The following is a 14,818-nucleotide window of genomic DNA, read 5'->3' on the forward strand; positions in this document are numbered from 1 at the left end:
TATTTCAAACGACACTATGATACTACTTTTTATAGGACTGTGCAAGGAGAAAGCTCCTAGTCTGGCAAAATTCCAACCTGTTCCACAAAGCGCATAAAGGCTGCCTGTCCTTGTTCCGTTTGCTTGTAAACTCCTGCATCCTCAAGCACACGCGCAAAGATAGCACCCACAGAGTCCTTGACGATTTCAAGGGCTTTTTCTTTATCCGTTAAGTCTGGATGTTGAGCTTTAAGTTGGTCTGCCCATTCCTGATGATAGTCGGCAACTGTAACAGCTTCTCCTACAAGATAGCTAGCGACTTTCTCCACTTCCTCTTTCAGACGTGGGGGCAAGATTGCTAAGCCCATGACCTCAATCAAGCCGATATTTTCCTTCTTGATATGTTGAACATCCTTGTGGGGATGATAGATGCCATCAGGATGTTCTGCAGAAGTCTGATTGTCTCTCAAGACTAAGTCCAACTCAAACTGTCCATCACGCTTACGCGCTATAGGTGTGATGGTGTGATGCGGTGTCCCGTCTGTCTCTGCCAAAATCTGCACGGCAGGGTCTGAATACTGACGCCATTCCTGCAAAATCTTGTCAGCTAAGTTGATCAAATCTTCTTTGGAATCCGAAGTCAAACGCAACACTGACATAGGCCACTTGACAATCCCAGCCTTGACCTGCTCAAAACCAGCAAATCGGAAGGTCTTTTGCAAGGGAGCCAATTCCATAGGAAAGACATGACGGCCTCCCTGATTGTGATCATGAGTTAGAATAGAGCCTCCCACAATCGGCAAGTCGGCATTAGAGCCAGCAAAATATCCTGGAAACTGCTCTACGATAGCCAACAAACGCTCAAAACTCTGACGACTAATGACCATGGGACGATGCTGGCCATCTAAAAAGATACAGTGCTCATTAAAGTAAGCATAGGGCGAATACTGGAATCCCCACTCCTGACCAGCCATTTCAAAACGTATAATACGGTGGTTGCTGCGAGCTGGGTGGTTAACTCGACCAAGGTAGCCCTCATTCTCTAGACAAAGCTGACACTGAGGATAATTACTAGCTTGCACCAACTTGGCTGCCGCAATCTCTTTCGGATCCTTCTCAGGCTTAGAGAGGTTGATGGTAATTTCAAGCTCTCCGTAATCAGATTGAACACGATAAGCGATATTTTTAGCAATAGCCTTGAGTTTGATGTAGTCATTCTTCTGACTGAGTTGGTAGAAATTCGCTATCGCTTGCTCAGGAGATTGGGCATAGGTTGCCCAGAAGTCACGATTGACCTGACTTGGACAAGGAGTTACCAAGTTCATCAGTTCAGCACCGAGAATCTCACGCGCAGTCTGACTATCCTCAATCGTCTCTAATCGAACGGCTTCCTCAACCAACTGGTCTTTGAGGTCAATCAATTTATCTAGACCAGTCTCAACTTCCAAAACACCATCTCCCACTCGTGCCAAGACACGATTGGTCAGGTAGATTCGATCCATTTCCTCAAATGAACTTTCAGCAATAACGTGTGTTACAAATTTATCTACTAAGGTCACTATAGAGCCTCCTTTTAACTAGTCAAGGACGCGAGTGCCACCTGCAACTTCAGCGATATAGAAGCTTGGAGCGTAGCCAACTACTTCCTCGTAGTGTTTGCCAACAGCTTCCTTAAAGGCATCAACAGTGTCTTTTTGCACCAAGGCAATGGCACATCCGCCAAAACCTGCCCCTGTCATCCGAGCACCGAGAACTCCTTCTTGATCCCAAGCTGTGTGAACAAGAGTATCCAATTCCAAACCAGTTACTTCATAATCATGCTCTAGGGAAACGTGTGACGCATTCATCAAACGACCAAATGTTCCCAAATCTCCTGCTTGAAGGGCTGCTTGAGCCTTAAGGGTACGTTGGTTTTCAAGCACAGCATGGCGAGCACGTTTCAAACGGTTTTCGTCTTTAATCAGATAGCTATATTGATCAAAGGCCCACTCGTCTAATTCACCCAAGGTCTGAATATCCAAGGCAGCTTGCAACTCTTCCACTGCTTTTTCACACTCAGCACGGCGTTCATTGTATTTAGAGTCCGCCAATTCACGGCGTTTGTTGGTGTTCATGATAACAACGACATTGTCCTTCAAATCAAGTGGTACCAAATTATAGTCTAAAGTGTTAGTATCTAAGTAAATAGCACGTTGATCAGCCCCCATACCTATAGCAAACTGGTCCATGATACCAGAGTTGACTCCGATAAAGTTATTTTCTGTTTGTTTGCCGATTTTAACCAAATCGAGACGCTCTAATTTTAAATCAAAGAGATGCTCTGCCACGACTCCTGTCAAAAGTTCCAAGGATGCTGAAGAAGACAAGCCAGCACCATTTGGGATATTCCCATAAACATAAAAATCAAAACCTTTGTCAATCACGTGTCCAGCTTCTTGCAAGAAATGAAGGACACCTTTTGGATAGTTGGTCCAGTTGTGCTCTTTTTCAAACTTGAGGTCGGCGAGAGGCACTTCGATGATGCCCTTGTCCTCAAAGTTAGCTGAGTAGAAACGTAAAACTTGGTCGTCACGCTTACGAGCTGCACCGTAAGTTCCCAAGGAAATAGCAGCAGGAAAAACGTGCCCACCGTTGTAGTCTGTGTGTTCACCAATCAAATTGATACGACCTGGTGAAAAGAAAGTTTGGTCTGCTTCTTGACCAAAAACAGCAAGAAAGTCTTTGCGAAGAGTTTCAGCAGTAAGATGTTGTGTCATATGATTTCTCCTTTTACTGTCCGTTAAGTCACCTTAACGTGTAATCGTTTTCTTCTATTGTATCCAAGGGATTTTCCAAGGTCAATCCTTTTTACTAAAATTTTACTAAACTATCGGTAAAAAGCAGAAAAATATGATATACTAACCTTAAAGAAGGAGGATTTATGGCTACTTTAAAAGACATTGCACAGCTAGCCTCTGTCTCTATCGCGACCGTATCCCGCGTCCTCAATCGCGACCAGAGCCTATCTGTTACAGAAGAAACCAGACACCGTATTTTAACTGTTGCTGAAGAGTTGGGCTACACTAAGCACCTCAAGACAGGCGAGTCCCACAAGCCCAAGCAAAAGATTGCCATTATCCAATGGGTCAGCGAACAAGGGGAACTGGACGACCTCTACTACTACCAGATTCGCCTAGGCATAGAAAAAAGAGCCCAAGAGTTGGACTATGATATCTTGCGCTATTTTAATGACCATCCTTTTACATTAAGCGAGGAAGTGATTGGGATTCTCTGCATCGGAAAGTTTAGCCGAGCTCAGATTTCTGCCTTTGAAGAATACCAAAAGCCTCTTGTCTTTCTAGACAGTGATACTCTTTCGCTAGGACATACCTGCATTATCACGGACTTTTACACTGCCATGAAACAGGTTGTCGATTATTTCCTCAGTCAAGGGTTGAATCGCATTGGGATTCTAACAGGTCTTGAAGAAACAACTGACCAAGAAGAAATCATTGAGGATAAGCGGCTGGAAAATTTCAGAAACTACAGTCAAACAAAAGAAATCTATCATGATGAACTGGTCTTTCAAGGAAGCTTTACTGCCCAGTCTGGCTATGACTTGATGAAGGAGGCTATTCAGAGTTTGGGAGACCAACTCCCGCCAGCATTTTTTGCAGCTAGCGATAGTTTAGCCATCGGTGCCCTCCGTGCCCTCCAAGAAGCTGGAATCAGCCTGCCAGACCGCGTCAGCCTCATTTCCTTTAATGACACTAGCCTGACCAAACAGGTCTATCCTCCCCTCTCCAGCATCACCGTCTATACCGAAGAAATGGGCCGAGCAGGTATGGATATTCTTAACAAGGAAGTACTCCACGGTCGCAAAATCCCTAGCCTGACTATGCTGGGAACCAGACTGACTCTGAGAGAGAGTACAAGGAATGAATAGGATAACAAAACGACCTCTAGCGAGGTCGCTTTTCTAATGATGATGCCCATGCTTCTGCTCTAATTCTCTCACCCTCCGCTTATGTTGCGCATGATTGCTTTGACTGCTATCTACTTCAATAGTGATATTCTGCACGCCTCTTTCTTCTAAACATTGACGCACCACTTCTTTGGTTTCCATCATCTGTTCCCAGTCCTTGATACAAATGTGAACAATAGCATTATTCTCTAGACCATCCATGGACCAAATGCTAAGTTGATTAACACTTTTGACATTGGGTAGAGCCTCTAAATCTTTCTCCAAATCACTTGTCTCGACCCCTTCTGGCACAGCATCTAGGAAAATTTTTAGTGCACTCCAAAAGCGTGGAATGGCTTTCGACAGAATAAAGATGGAAATGACCAGAGATAAAAGCGGATCGAGGATATACCAGTCCGTAAATCGAAGAATAATCGCCATTAGAATGACAGCCAACCAACCAAGAGTGTCTTCCAAAAAATGCAGGCTAAGAATTGACTCGTTCTTTGTTTTCCCCTTACGAACTACCAGACTTGCTAGCACATTAATGGCTACTGCAATGATTCCCAGCCAGAGGATGCCTTCCTCATTGACGGGTTGCGGGTGAACAATCTTTGTGACATTTTCCAAGATCACTAGGACAGACCCTATCATAAGAATCACAGCCGTTAGCATGGCTCCTAAAAGACTAAAACGTTTGTAACCCAAGGTGTACTGTCTATCTTCTTCACGGTTTGAAATTGTTTCTAAAAGGGCTGAGATGCCAATGGCTATAGCATCTCCCAAGTCATGAACGGAATCAGCAAGAACTGCACTCGAACCAAAGATTCCTCCTGCGATAAACTCAACAATCGCATAGCTTAAATTTAAGAAAAAAGCTAACCAGATAGATGTTTTAGAACTCATTTCTCTCCCTCCTTTGGTATAATGGGTATATACATACTTCTTTCATTTGTATTATCTAATAAAATTCAAAGAAAGGATAGAAGCAAACTGTCAGCCATGTTCAGTTCTGAACAGTTTGTCTCAAGTGTCTACATGCCAAAAAGAGACCGTCGAGTCAGCAAGACGAAAAAAGCCATCTATCAAGCTTTTTTACAACTTTTGAACGACAAAGGCTATGATGCCACTACTGTTCAGGATATCATTGACCTAGCAGATGTTGGGCGTTCTACTTTTTACTGTCACTATGAAAGCAAGGAACTCCTTTTAGATGAGCTCTGTCGCTACCTCTTTCATCATCTCTTTGAAAGGGAAGGACACTTTACTACCGAGGACTACCTCGCACATATCTTTTTACATTTTCAGAAAAACCAGGACCATGTTACCAGTCTGCTATTTTCCAAAAATGACTACTTCCTCCGTCAACTCCATAAAGAGCTAGAACACCATGTCTATCCCATGTTGGCTGATGAGTTAAAAGAAGCCCACACTAATCTGCCTACTTCTTACCTCCAACACTTGGTCGTGTCCAACTTTATCGAGACATTGACCTGGTGGCTCAAAAAAGGACAAGACTTTACATACCAGGAAGTTGTCCAGTTTTATCTAGACCTTCTCATTCCTAAAAATTGAATACAGAGTAGAGCTCAGTTGCCTTATTTCTAGGCTACTGAGTTTTCATCTTTTCAACAATCAAAAAAGCCCAGACAACATTGTCTGAGCAGTTTTCTATATGGTCGTTTAACCAAGTTGAGTTTAGCTTTTCAAGCTATTTCTTCAACAAACCTTGTTCTTGCAGAAATTCCTTGGCTACTTGTTCTGCTGACTTGCCTTCGACACCCACTTGATAGTTAAGTTGGCTCATCTGACTTTCTGTAATCTTACCAGCCAATTTATTAAGAACTCTTTCCAACTCTGGATGTTTCTTGAGAAGAGCTTCTTTCATCAGTGGTGCCCCTTGATAAGGCGGGAAGAGTTGTTTGTCATCTTCCAAGACCTGTAAATCATAACGCTCCAATTCCGCATCAGTCGAATAAGCGTCCGTGATTTGAATATCACCTGACTGAATTGCCTGATAGCGAAGAGCTGGCTCCATAGTCGCTACATTGAGATTTAGACCGTACATTGATTGCAAGCCCTTATTGCCATCTTCACGGTCATTAAATTCGAGTGTAAAACCTGCCTTCAGCTGCCCTTCCACTTTTTTCAAGTCCGAAATAGTCTTCAAACCATATTCTTGAGCAATCTTTTTCGGAACAGCTACAGCATAGGTATTTTGATAAGACATAGGTTTGAGATAGGCTAGATGATCCTGTTTGGCAATACCATCACGCGCTACCTGATAAACCTGCTCTGGCTCATGTCCCACTTTCGGTGATGGTTGAAGTAGACTTTCAGTCACCGTACCAGTAAATTCAGGATAGATATCAATATCGCCTTTTTTCAGAGCTTCATAAAGAAAACTTGTCTTCCCAAAATTCGGTTTAACAGTCGCAGTCATACTGGTATTTTCTTCAATCAGCAACTTATACATATTGGCCAAAATTTCTGGTTCTGGACCCAATTTCCCAGCAATAACCAAGTTTTCTTTCTCTTTTTGAGCCAAAAGAGCTGGACTATAAGACAAACCAAGCAATAGCGTCACCAAGGCAAAACCAGAGAAAATCGTCCGCAATTTTGCTTTTTCCATTACTTTTAGTAGGAAGTTAAAAGCAATAGCCAGCACTGCAGAAGAAAGTGCCCCAATCAAAATTAGACTGGCATTATTACGGTCAATTCCCAAAAGGATGAAGGACCCCAGTCCTCCCGCCCCAATCAAGGCCGCCAAGGTAGCCGTACCGATAATCAAAACAGCTGCTGTCCGAATCCCAGACATGATAACAGGCATGGCAAGTGGAATTTCAAACTTCTTGAGCCTCTCCCATCTGGTCATCCCAAAGGCAATCCCAGCCTCTTGCAGACTCGGATCAATTCCCTTCAGTCCAGTGATGGTATTTTGCAAAATCGGAAAAATCGCATAGATCACTAGAGCTGTCAAAGCTGGCAAGGTTCCAATTCCCATCAAGGGGATAAAGAGCCCCAACAAGGCCAGAGACGGGATGGTCTGGAAAATCCCTGCAATCTGCAAAAACCAATCCGCCAACTTCTCATGATAGCGAAGATAAACAGCCAAGGGAATCGCTATAAAGATAGCCAGCAACAAGGTCAAAAGTGACAACTGCAAATGTTGAGATAGAGCTGTCAACCAATCACTAAAACGATCCTGAAAAGTTGCAATTAAATTAGTCATGAACACTACCTCCAAACAAGTCTGCTACAAAATCTGTTGCAGGCGCTTTTAAAATGGTCTCGGGATTCGCTACCTGGCGAATTTCTCCATCCTGCAAGACAGCAATACGGTCCGCCAATTTCAAAGCTTCATCCGTATCATGGGTTACAAAAATAGTTGTCATCCCAAACTCTTTATGCAATTCTTTAGTCAGAACCTGCAACTGTTTGCGAGAAATAGCATCCAAGGCTGAAAAAGGTTCATCCATGAGGAGAATCTTAGGCTGACCAATCATAGCACGAACAATACCGACCCGTTGCTGTTCTCCACCAGATAATTCACTAGGAAGTCGATGTCCATACTCAGCCACTGGTAAACCAACCTTAGCCAAAAGCTCTTCTGTTTTCTGAGCAATTTCTTCCTTAGTCCATCCTTTCATCTCAGGAATCAGGGCAATATTTTCCGCAACCGTTAGATTTGGAAAGAGAGCAATGGCCTGTAAAACATAACCAGTAGAGAGACGAAGCTCACGCTCGTCATAGTCTTTGATGCGCTTGCCATCCATGTAAATATTTCCATCAGTTGGTTCCAAGAGACGGTTAATCATCTTAATCATAGTCGTTTTACCTGAGCCAGAAGGCCCAACCAAAACCATGAACTCCCCATTCTCAATCTGTAAATTGACATCTCTCAAGACATCTTTTTCTGTGTAACGTAAAGCTACATTTTTGTATTCAATCATTCTGTATCCTCAATTTAAAACTTACCTCTATTGGTCAGTCTTCTACCTTAGTCATAACTTCCTTATTATCCCAATGTTCCACAATTTTCCCGTTGTCTAAACGGAAGATATCGTACTGGTCATAAGCAACGCCATCAATCTGAGTCTGACCATAGCTAACCACATAATTTCCTTACCCTAAGAGTTGGAAAACAAAGTCGAAAGTGGCCTTTACTTATAAACAGCTAATTTGCTCTATTTTAAACCTCATTTTCCTTCTCTTTCAGATTTGCCAAAATCCTTTCTTGAAAGGCTTCAAACTGACGAATTTCTTCCTTTGAAAATCCTTTGTAAAAGATCGTATCCAATTTCTGACTGATACGATGCCCCACTTCTTTCTGTGACTGCCCCAACTCTGTTAAAACCAAATACTTCTTACGCTTATCTTCTCCACATGGACTAATAGTTACAAGATTTTGTTCCTCTAGCTTTTTAATCATCGTCGTCAGTGTATTGTTAGCAAGCCCAGTTTCCAGAGCAATATCTGTCGCAGTTGCGCAGCCAGTTTTACTATTCCATAAAACCGCTAAAATCTTTCCCTGCTCACTCCGATAAAGAGCTTCAGGGTCTTGGCTCAGTAACTTTTGAAAAATCCGCCCATTCAACAAACGAATATGATGGGCTACCAAATGACTATCTTTCATAACACCTCCAATTTATTTCCATATCGAAATGAATAAAACAATTGTAACACTCATAGTTCCAACTGTCAACTATTTCGATTTGGAAATAATTTTTCCTAGCAAAAAAATCTCCCACCCAAGGTAGAAGATTTGAATCTAATAAACTTAATCCGTCATGTCCGATACCAATGTTCGATGCTCCAACGGAATACTGCACATAACTAGCAAGAAAATGAAACCTGACTGAATCCAGAAGAGGGCCAAGTCAAAGATTCCGTGCACAGCAACCACTGTAAGGAAAGATAGATAAAGGCCGATAATCGGACGTTTCCCCGACTCCTGACTCATATCCATCATCAAGCGAACAGGAGCAACAGAAGACAAAACTAATAAAATGGTCCCCACAATTCCGTAACTCAGAATCGTATCAATATAAAGGCTGTGAGCATGTTCATGATAAGGAGCATTTATCCGAGGATACGAGTGCATGTAGGTCAATGGCCCTTCACCCCAGAAAGGATTTTGCTTAAACAAGGCCATCCCAGCATCCCAGATAGAAATGCGTTCTTCCATAGAAGAGTCTAAAGTCCCCATCCGAACTCCTAAATCACTGGAAAAGAGGAAACTCAAGCCAATCGCAAAGACCCCAATACTAAGCCAAAAGGCCTTCCAGTTTTTAATGGTCGTAAAGAGATAAATAATGGCACCAGCGATAATAGCAGGAAAGGCAGTTCGATTTTGAGTAAAGTTCAATCCAAAGAGATTCACAAAGCCTGCAAACACACAGAATACTTTCAACCAATTCAACTTGGTCGTTGTAAACAGATAGAAAGCAATCATGATACAGAAACAACAAATAATTCCATAATAGTTAGGGTTAAAGAAGGTCACTTCTGCACGATTCTGATGCCAAACCTGCATATTGGGTGAAAGAAAAGCATAGTTAAATTTCTTCACAATTTGGAAATGTTCTAAACTCGCAAAAGCAGCTGACAAGACGCTACCAAACAAGACGAGCTGCAAAATCAATCGAAAGAATTTATGTGATAAAATCGACTGATAATGCAAAAAGAAAACAGTAAATAGAAAAATTCCTACTGAAGCCACAACTCCCATCCAATTTTGTGCAAAAACGGATATAACAGTACTATAGCCAAGAAAAAGAAGCAGCATCGGATGCTCCCCCATTTTCTGAAGAATACTTTTCATGTCTCCTGTAAAAATCAAACTGATAATATATAAACAGAATACAACTACAAAAAGATAAAAGGGTAAAAAGATACTCAGGATAATTCCCAATAAAATCAGCTCTTTACTAGACAACCCTTTCAGCTTTTCAATAAAGCCTATTGATTTCAAAATGAATCCTTTCTCTCCAAATCAGTTGATTCAGATAATAGTAAGCTATCCTATATTGTACCACTTTTTTAGCAATTTGAAAACAAAGGAAACGTTTTCTAAAATAAAAACCCTATTTTATCAACCATATCAAGGCTTCAAAATGTTACTTCAACTCCATTCTCAATTACCCGATAAGTCTGATTTTGCAAATCAATTTCTGCTACTGCTGTTACGGACTTATCTTTATTTTGACGTTTGATTACAATGCTGTGGGCTGTTGGTGTTTCAACGTCAATTGTTCCTTCTAAATCAAATGCTTCTGAACGATTACGGAAAGAAAATAGATTGAGAAGTGCCTTCACCACAGGACGTTGGACTTCTTCTGCTATTTCCTCATTGCTATAGTAATGACGATTAATATTTCGACCTTCTTTAGTTTCTTCTAATAATTTCAAATCATTCTTGCCTGCTAATAGACCTACATAGTAAACCTGAGGAATACCTGGGGCAAATGCTTGAATTAATCGTGCAAGGAAATACTTGACATCATCATCTCCAAGCGCTGAATAGTAGGTTGAATTGATTTGGTAGATATCTAAATTGTTATACTCGGCACTAGAGTACTTACGTTTGACATTAGCTCCAACCTTATAGAGTTCATTTGAAGCATAGTCAATCTCCTCATCGGTCAGGATATCCTTGACATCTACTACTCCAATCCCATCATGGGTATCTAGAGTCGTAAATTGCTTCATCGGGCTCATCTTTAACCACTTAGCCAAACGCTCTGTTCTGGAACTGTAAAGAGTATAGAGTGTCACCATTGGAAGAGCAAAATCATAAACATAGTAATCATGCTCCGCTATTTTAAACTGAATCGAATAGTGTTCATGAATCTCAGGTAAGAGCTCTGTCCCATATTCAGCAGCAATATCTCGAACTTTGTCCAATAAATCCCAAATATCTGGTTCCACAAAGAAATCATTGGTATCCAATTTCTTCACTGCATAAGCAAAGGCATCTAGACGAATCAAATCACACCCATTACTTGCCAAGTGCTGGATGGTCTTACGGATAAATTCCATAGTTACTTCTTTAGTCACATCAAGATCAATCTGCTCCTCACCAAAGGTATTCCACAAATGTTCTACTGAACCATCTGCAAAAACAATCTCTTGCTTTGGTGCACGATCCTTACGCATGTATATCAGATCTACATCAGACTGTGTCGGCCGATTTTCTGGCCAAAATTTATCCCAGTTTAAAAAGAGATTTTTAAATTCACTGGCTTCATGTTTTTCATGATAGTCCTTATAATACTTAGATTGACGAGAAATATGATTAATCATAAAGTCAAACATAAGATAATATTTCTCACCTAAACGCTTAACATCCTCCCAATCACCAAAAGCTGAGTCCACTTCGTCGTAGTCAACTGGCGCAAATCCACGATCACCTGTTGATGGGAAAAATGGTAGAAGGTGAACTCCTCCAATAGCATCTCCAAAATGCTCTTCCAAATTATCATATAAGTCTTTAAGATTATTTCCAAGACTATCTGAATAGGTAATCAACATGGTTTTATTCTGAATTGGCATCATTACTCTCCTTTTTCTAATTGAAGCCAAGTCTCATATGACTTGGCTTCGTAAATCAAATTCATGTTATACTCTTCGAAAATCTCTTCAAACCACGTCAGCTTTATCTGCAACCTCAAAGCTGTGCTTTGAGCAACCTGCGGCTAGCTTCCTAGTTTGCTCTTTGATTTTCATTGAGTATTAAATCTCTGTTTATCATCAAACTCGTACTAAATATAGACTTCAATAAACTAAGTACTACTTTCTTGTTTTCACATAAAATTGTCAACTAGCTGAACCCTTCCTCTGTGTCAAAGACTATAGATTCCATGAGTTCTTCTTACTTCACTGCTCCGTTGCTCATTCCTGAAATAATATGTTTTTGGAAGATGAGGTAGACGACAGTAATTGTTACAATTCCCACAATATAGGATGCAAAACTTGGCCCATAGTCATTAAAATACTGACCTTGGTAGTTGTACTGGAAGAGAGGCAAAGTCCACATCTTGGAATTCTTATTCAAAATTAACAATGGCAACATAAAGTCATTCCAGAACCATAATGCATTGATAATCAAGGTTGTAGCATGCATGGGCTTCAGCATTGGAAAGATAATTCGACGGTAAGTTGTAAATCGATCAGCCCCATCAATTTCCGCAGCTTCGTCCAAACTATCTGGTACACTGATTTTAATATAACCAACATACAAAAAGAGAGTCTGTGGAATTGCATAAGTTAGATAGAGTATTACCAACCCCCACATATTTGCTAGACCAAGCTTACTCATCATAACGGTGATAGGAATCATGATCACCTGAAATGGAACAAATATCCCTAAAATCAAGAGTGAATACATAATTGCAAAAGCTTTTTTCTTGGACATATTTCGAGCAATGGAATAAGCTGCAGCTGGTATAAAAAAGGCTACTACAATCAATGATAACACCGTAATAACAGCTGAATTCCAGAAATAGCCTCCAATCCCATCCGAAATCAAGCGTTCATAATTACTTAATGTAAAAGGATTAGGCAAACTAAAGAAATGATTCATGATATCCTTGGTTGTCTTGAAGGAACTAAAAACCGTTACCAACAAAGGAACAAGTATAAGAATACCACCTACTATCAAGAGGACATATTTCCAAAACTGATTCAATTTTTCTTCTTTTTTCATGTGTGGGACTCCTCTATTAGATTTCAAATTTCTTTGATAGTTTGATTTGGATAAGGGATACAATTCCAATAATTAAGAATAAAATCAAGGCAATTGCATTCGCATATCCATATTGATTACTCTTGAAAGCATAGTTGTAGACTAAAAGGCCAAGAGACGTTGTAGCATTATTTGGACCACCACTCGTCAAGGCAAAAATTTGGTCAAAGGCTGTCAAACCGGACTTAAGAGCCAGAATGAAAACCATAGAAATCGTTGGCAACAAATATGGTAATTCAATCTTCCAAAAAGTTTGTTTGCTTGTTGCACCATCAATTGATGCCGCCTCCAAAATATCACTTGGAATACTCTGAAGACCAGCAAGAAAGAGAATAATTGGCATTGCTACTCCTTGCCATAGGAGAACAAAAATAGTTGCTACCACTGCTCCAACAGGTGTCCCAAGTAAACTTTCTTGTAAAAAACTAATTCCTAAAATCTTTCCAATTGTTGGAAGACCATAGTTGAAGAATTGTTTAAAAATCAAGGAAACTGTCAAACCAGACAAAACAGCTGGGAAAAAGAACCAAGCTCTAAAGAAGGTCTGCCCTTTCATCTTAGAATTTAAGGCTCGAGCCACAACCATCCCAATCGAAATCTCTCCAATAATCAATGCCAAGGTTAAAATCAAAGTAAAAGCTATAGCTGTGAAGAATTTGCCATCAATCATTAGCAATTTGTAGTTATTCAAACCAACAAATTTATAATTATAGGTCAATCCGGTCCAGTTAGTCAAACTATAGAAAGCACCCTGCACCATAGGAAAGTAAAAGAAGATAGCTTGTAAAGCAAGCGGGATGACTAAAAAAGTCCAACCCCAGTATTTATTTAAAAATTTTCGAATAGCCATATCATCTTAACTCCTATTCTAGTCCAAATCTGCCTTCATTGGATTAAAGAAAGCATTGAGATTATTTGCCATATTTTTCAGATTTTTATCCATCAAGTAACCTGCACTTAGATTAAAAAAGTCTTCTTCAGAATTCCAGTGTTGGCCCAACCAAACATAATGTTTATCCGTAAATGCTAGTTTAGAAATCTCTGCAAGTGCTGAATCTTCTTTTTCCTGTATACCTTTCACAGCAACTGGTGATCCATCCACATCATAATATGCTTGCATAGCTTTTGGACTAGTCATATAGCTGATAAATTCTTCGGTTTCTTTAGGATGTTGGGTAGTAGCTGAAGTTGATAATGCCATGTCCCCTGCACCAACAGTGACCTCTTTTCCTACTTCTTCTCCTGGAAAGGCAAACATCCCCACCTCAAATTTTGGATCCTGTTGATTAATTGCTGCTAATGCCCACGACCCTTGTGGCATCATCAAGGCTTTTTCATTCGAGAATGCTACCACCGCATCATTATAAGAGGCACCACGCCATCCATCTTGAGCATTGTCTGCCAACAAATCTAGTCGTTCTGCATCTGCTTTTAAAATAGCATCATCTACAGAAATAGCATTTGGTTTTGAAAAGCGAAGATAGTTATTAGCTGCGTCTCCACTGCCTGTAATGGTAATGAGAGAAAGTTGGTGATAACCGTTTAATGTCCATCCTTCATTGCCTGCAACTGCAAACGGAGAATTCCCACTATCTTTTATCTTTTTAACAATCTCTTGAAACTCTTTAAAAGTCTTCGGTTCCTCAAGTCCTAATTCTTTAAACTTTGTTTTATTGTAATAGATTCCATAAAGATTAGCAGTTAAAGGTACACTATAAATCTTGTTATTGATTGCATACTTTTCGGCATATTCATTCTTGATATTCTCAAGATAGGATTTTCCTGTCATATCTGCAAAATAACCTGCTTTTGCCCACTCTTGGAAATCCATATTTTGAGGATAGATATTGATAATATCTGGGACATCTCCTGATAAGATACGAGTCTTGAGAACAATTCCAGCTGACGGCACAGTCGTCAGTTTTACATCAATAGTAGGATGATCATTTTCAAAATCATCTACAATTTTTTGCAATGTATCTGCCATTTCGGTCTTCTGGTTAAAAAATTCAATCGTTACCTTTCCATCAGTCGATTGATTATTCTGACCACAAGCTGCTAGACCTAGTAAACTAGCGCCAGCTACTAAAAGAAAACCTGCTTTCTTATACCATTTCATTGGAATATCTCCTTTATAAATTTATGCACCT

At 40.3% G+C, this 14,818-nt stretch carries 13 protein-coding genes and 1 pseudogene; 2 read left to right on the top strand and 12 right to left on the bottom strand.

Translation table 11 applies throughout. The features are described 5' to 3' along the window. Positions 1 to 56: 56 nt before the first annotated feature. Positions 57 to 1,538: a UDP-glucose--hexose-1-phosphate uridylyltransferase gene (locus tag ABKJ27_RS07285; RefSeq protein ID WP_084954414.1), complete on the bottom strand. Its 1,482-nt coding sequence runs from the start codon at positions 1,536 to 1,538 to the stop codon at positions 57 to 59. A gap of 18 nt (positions 1,539 to 1,556) precedes the next feature. After that, on the bottom strand, positions 1,557 to 2,735 hold the full coding sequence (locus ABKJ27_RS07290; protein WP_410011609.1) for a galactokinase: 1,179 nt from the start codon (positions 2,733 to 2,735) through the stop codon (positions 1,557 to 1,559). Between the two features lie 164 nt (positions 2,736 to 2,899). Between ABKJ27_RS07290 and galR the strand changes: the two genes are divergently transcribed. Continuing rightward, the gene (gene galR / locus ABKJ27_RS07295) at positions 2,900 to 3,904 is read left to right on the top strand and encodes a DNA-binding transcriptional regulator GalR (protein WP_042750543.1); all 1,005 of its coding nucleotides are present in this window, start codon (positions 2,900 to 2,902) and stop codon (positions 3,902 to 3,904) included. Positions 3,905 to 3,937: 33 nt separating this feature from the next. Here galR and ABKJ27_RS07300 read toward each other — a convergent pair whose 3' ends face one another. Next, on the bottom strand, positions 3,938 to 4,828 hold the full coding sequence (locus tag ABKJ27_RS07300; RefSeq protein WP_410011610.1) for a cation diffusion facilitator family transporter: 891 nt from the start codon (positions 4,826 to 4,828) through the stop codon (positions 3,938 to 3,940). A gap of 132 nt (positions 4,829 to 4,960) precedes the next feature. On the opposite strand from ABKJ27_RS07300, the gene ABKJ27_RS07305 reads away from it, so the two are divergent. Beyond that, a complete protein-coding gene (locus tag ABKJ27_RS07305) occupies positions 4,961 to 5,497 on the top strand; it encodes a TetR/AcrR family transcriptional regulator (protein WP_004235331.1) in 537 nt (178 codons plus the stop codon). A gap of 136 nt (positions 5,498 to 5,633) precedes the next feature. Here the strand turns inward: ABKJ27_RS07305 and ABKJ27_RS07310 are convergent, their stop codons facing one another. The 9 genes and pseudogenes from ABKJ27_RS07310 to ABKJ27_RS07350 all read right to left on the bottom strand — a co-directional run bounded on the left by ABKJ27_RS07310 (position 5,634) and on the right by ABKJ27_RS07350 (position 14,787). Continuing rightward, on the bottom strand, positions 5,634 to 7,154 hold the full coding sequence (locus ABKJ27_RS07310) for an ABC transporter permease/substrate-binding protein (protein ID WP_410011611.1): 1,521 nt from the start codon (positions 7,152 to 7,154) through the stop codon (positions 5,634 to 5,636). Continuing rightward, positions 7,147 to 7,875 (bottom strand): ABC transporter ATP-binding protein, encoded by a 729-nt coding sequence (locus ABKJ27_RS07315; RefSeq protein ID WP_269794939.1) that lies wholly within the window; start codon positions 7,873 to 7,875, stop codon positions 7,147 to 7,149. The genes ABKJ27_RS07310 and ABKJ27_RS07315 overlap by 8 nt, the downstream gene beginning before the upstream one ends. Positions 7,876 to 7,889: 14 nt before the next feature. Continuing rightward, positions 7,890 to 8,080 (bottom strand): annotated as a pseudogene (locus ABKJ27_RS07320) (nuclear transport factor 2 family protein); the annotation flags it as partial. A 34-nt stretch (positions 8,081 to 8,114) separates the two neighbouring features. Next, positions 8,115 to 8,558 carry a MarR family winged helix-turn-helix transcriptional regulator gene (locus ABKJ27_RS07325; RefSeq protein ID WP_410011612.1) on the bottom strand — a complete coding sequence of 148 codons (444 nt, stop codon included), beginning with the start codon at positions 8,556 to 8,558 and terminating at the stop codon, positions 8,115 to 8,117. Positions 8,559 to 8,702: 144 nt separating this feature from the next. Continuing rightward, on the bottom strand, positions 8,703 to 9,896 hold the full coding sequence (locus tag ABKJ27_RS07330; RefSeq protein ID WP_084950229.1) for an O-antigen ligase family protein: 1,194 nt from the start codon (positions 9,894 to 9,896) through the stop codon (positions 8,703 to 8,705). Positions 9,897 to 10,033: 137 nt separating this feature from the next. Then, entirely contained in the window at positions 10,034 to 11,476 is a 1,443-nt protein-coding gene (gtfA, locus tag ABKJ27_RS07335) for a sucrose phosphorylase (protein ID WP_410011613.1), read from the bottom strand. A gap of 319 nt (positions 11,477 to 11,795) precedes the next feature. Next, positions 11,796 to 12,629, bottom strand: coding sequence for a carbohydrate ABC transporter permease (locus ABKJ27_RS07340; RefSeq protein ID WP_410011614.1), 834 nt, complete (start codon positions 12,627 to 12,629; stop codon positions 11,796 to 11,798). Between the two features lie 16 nt (positions 12,630 to 12,645). Continuing rightward, a complete protein-coding gene (locus ABKJ27_RS07345; protein WP_261046825.1) occupies positions 12,646 to 13,518 on the bottom strand; it encodes a carbohydrate ABC transporter permease in 873 nt (290 codons plus the stop codon). Positions 13,519 to 13,536: 18 nt separating this feature from the next. Next, entirely contained in the window at positions 13,537 to 14,787 is a 1,251-nt protein-coding gene (locus tag ABKJ27_RS07350) for an extracellular solute-binding protein (RefSeq protein ID WP_410011615.1), read from the bottom strand. Positions 14,788 to 14,818: the final 31 nt, after the last annotated feature.

This window comes from Streptococcus sp. KHUD_011, from assembly GCF_046352925.1.
Lineage (GTDB): Bacteria > Bacillota > Bacilli > Lactobacillales > Streptococcaceae > Streptococcus.